Origin of the sequence: Gilliamella apis, assembly GCF_002142155.1 — a bacterium.
Lineage (GTDB): Bacteria > Pseudomonadota > Gammaproteobacteria > Enterobacterales > Orbaceae > Gilliamella > Gilliamella apis.
The window spans coordinates 1-3,426 of record NZ_NASD01000041.1; the positions used below are offsets into that span (position 1 = coordinate 1).

At 39.4% G+C, this 3,426-nt stretch carries 2 protein-coding genes; both read right to left on the minus strand.

Annotated features, from left to right (window positions below):
• A partial coding sequence (locus tag B6C84_RS11370; RefSeq protein ID WP_133052306.1) for a hypothetical protein occupies positions 1–606 on the minus strand: 606 nt, incomplete at its 3' end.
• 1,165 nt (positions 607–1,771) lie between these two features.
• Positions 1,772–3,184, minus strand: coding sequence for a hypothetical protein (locus B6C84_RS11375; RefSeq protein WP_086354427.1), 1,413 nt, complete (start codon positions 3,182–3,184; stop codon positions 1,772–1,774).
• Positions 3,185–3,426 lie beyond the last annotated feature (242 nt).

Genomic DNA, 3,426 nt, shown 5'->3' on the forward strand with positions numbered 1-3,426 from the left:
ATCAAATAAGTTAGGTCTTGCATAACAAACCGCTTGCGTTTGATTAGGTTTAATATAATAAGTGGCATAACCTGCCGTAAAACGACTTTCATTAGGCACACCATAACGTGTTTTTAATGTACCTTCACCATTAGATAAGGTTAATTTATATGGCGCTTTACAAATAGTCAGTACTTCATTACGGGCAACACGATTATTGTCTTTATCAACAATAGATAAATTTAAACTACCGGTAGCGGTGACACCATTAACTCCCTGACCATCACCATCATCATCCCCCCAATAATTATACGGTGTGCCAATAAGTGAACTTAATGCAATAGAATTAGTATCCGTTGGTACTAACATACCAATATCCGCAAAACTCTGACCAGCAACAGGTAAAATGATAGGATTGTCTCTTGAATTACTAGTTGCTGGGGTGAATTTTCTACCATCAGAAAGGGATATCCCAAGTAGCGCTTCGGTATTGGTTACCCGAGTTCGACCTCCATCAAAGGTTAAATAAGGTGCTGAGCCATAAATAATATTGGTCGTTTTAGTGGTTAATGCATAGTTAGAAAAAGAGATAGACTGTAAAACAACCACGGTTAATACCAAAACCATCGGCCGAGATAAAAAGACTAAACCAAGAAATTTTGAAAAATTATGCCAGAATTGCGGAAATTGCCGAAATAATAAATTGCAGTGAAATAATAAACGGCGTGAGCTTAACTTTAGAGAGGTGAAATTATAGGTTGGGCAGGTTGTGTGTTGTGTGTTGTGTGTTGAAAATTATAATCCATATCAGATGTCCTTGTCAATCCAATTTTATGATTTATTTAAAATTTTAAGCCTAACGGCACAAAATTTATCCATTCGTATAAATATGCTATAAAAGTATAGTGATTGCAAAAAACCATGCAACTTTTTTTGGCGGTTTTATTGTTAACTTTTGTAAAGATTAATGTAATATTATGTCTTAATTACTCGCTTAAAACCAATTTCGGAGAAACTTTAGGGGGATTTTTAGGCTTTAAAAACCCCGTTCCTCAATTTTTTGGGTTCGCTGAGTTTCGGACGTTTTGTTGTTTGGTGGCTAATTCTATACGGCGATTACGTCCGAGTTAAGAGGGTTGGCGCGAACCCTCTTTACAATCTCCCGCGGCGACTACGCAAGTGGTCACGATGTGACTGCCTTCCGCCTTCGTTCGCTCTTAACGCACCGGCTGTGATTTGTTCCTGACAAAGCACCGCCTTTCCAAACATCCCTGTTTGCCATGCTAACCTCTCTCAGTTGTCAGCACATTGCGAATGTCGCTAAATTAAATACACCAAACTTATTTGCCAAAATAAACTCTTATGTTTATAGCGAGCTAATTTTAGTTTTAAAACCAATTTCGGGGAAACTTGGGCGTGATTTTGGCTTTAAAAACCCCTCTCCTCAAATTTTTTTGGTTGTTTGAGTTTCGGACGTTTGTTGTTTTGTGGTTGTTTCTATACGGCGATTACGTCCGAGTTAAGAGGGTTGGCGCGAACCCTCTTTACAATCTCCCGCGGCGACCACGCAAGTGGTCACGATGTGACTGCCTTCCGCCTTCGTTCGTTCTTAACGCACCGGCTGTGATTTGTTCCTGACAAAGCACAGCCTTGGCAAACATCCCTGTTTGCCATGCTAACCTCTCTCAGTTGTCAGCACATTGCTAATGTCGCACCACAAAATCGCTTTTTATCGCTCTAACGTTATTTTTCTTATCCTCAGCTTCAATACCTAAGAACTAAGAAATAATAGCTAATAAGTATTAGGATAGACACAGAGTACGGTGTCATCGATGCGGTTGCCGATGGTGTCGCTGGAAGGAGCTTCATACACCCGACCACTCGTGTAAACCCCAAAAACCCCACGTAGACGATCATTCATAGGTCGACCATTAAAATTTTCCGTCGGATATCTGTATTTGAAACCGGTATTAGCGTAATTGTTCACCCTCCCCCATTCCGTGAAAAATCCTGCACCAATGTGACGCCGATAGTAATTATCAGGTGACGAAGGCGTTGCACTATGGCAGTAGTTAGAATATGCACCAACTCCCCGACAAGACGCATTTGTTAAATCTTTAACCATAAGATTACGATATCCTCCAATATAATTACACCAAAATGAATGACCAACCGTATCCTGAAAACGACCACGATTAACAAACCACTGCTTTAACTCAAATCCATATTTGACCACCGCATTACCACTACTATCACGACCCACTAACTCAAATACCTGCGGTAATGATGCTATGGCGACTCTAATTGGACGATCTGATTGCTGTTGCGAGTATGTAGCAAAAGGACCCGTTAGGGTGACTTTAACGCTGGTACTTGTTGAATCGGTCATCGTTGCCGTAATACCACCAAGCGAAACCGGAGCCCAAGATAAGGCCTGATTACTACCACCAATATCTAAATAAAAATATAAATTATTAGCACCCGTAGTCGGGAAGTTTAAACCATAAGACGACGGCGTAACTGACTGTGGTAGAAAACCCTTATCCTCTTGCCAAACGGCAGCAGAAAGACCTTTCCATGTAGAGCCATCGTCTCTTCTGTCTCCTAGGTCAGGTCTTGCAAAACAAATCACTGGCGATGCCTTAGGATTAATATAATAAGTGGCATTACCTGCCGTAAAACGACTTTCATTAGGTACACCATAACGTGTTGTTAATCTACCTTCACCATTAGATAAGGTTAATTTATATGGCGCTTTACAAATAGTCAGTACTTCATTACGGGCAACAGGATGATTGAAATTATCAACAATAGATAAATTTAAACTACCGGTAGCGGTGATACCATCAATCCCCTGACCATCGCCATCATCATCTCCCCAATAATTATACGGTGTGCCAATAAGTGAACTTAATGCAATAGAATCAGTATCTGTTGGTACTAACATACCAATATCATTAAAACTCTGACCATCAACAGGTAAAATGATAGGATTGTCTCTTGAATTATTGGTTGCTGGGGTGAATTTTCTACCATCAGAAAGGGATATCCCGAGTAGCGCTTCGGTATTTGTTACTCGGGTTCGACCTCCATCAAAGGTTAAATATGGGACTGAGCCATAAATAATATTGGTCGTTTTTGTGGTTAATGCATAATTAGCAAAAGAGGTAGAAAGTAAAACAACTAAGATTAATACCAAAACCATCGGCCGAGATAAAAAGGCTAAACCAAGAAATTTTGAAAAATTTTGCGGAAATTTCGGAAATAATAAACTGCGGTTAAATAATAAACGGTGTGAGCTTAACTTTAGAAAGGTGAATTTATAGGTTGGGCAGGTTGTGTGTTGTGTGTTGTGTGTTGAAAATTATAATCCATATCAGATATCCTTGTCAATCCAATTTTATGATTTATTTAAAATTTTAAGCCTAATGGCATAGTATATATAAA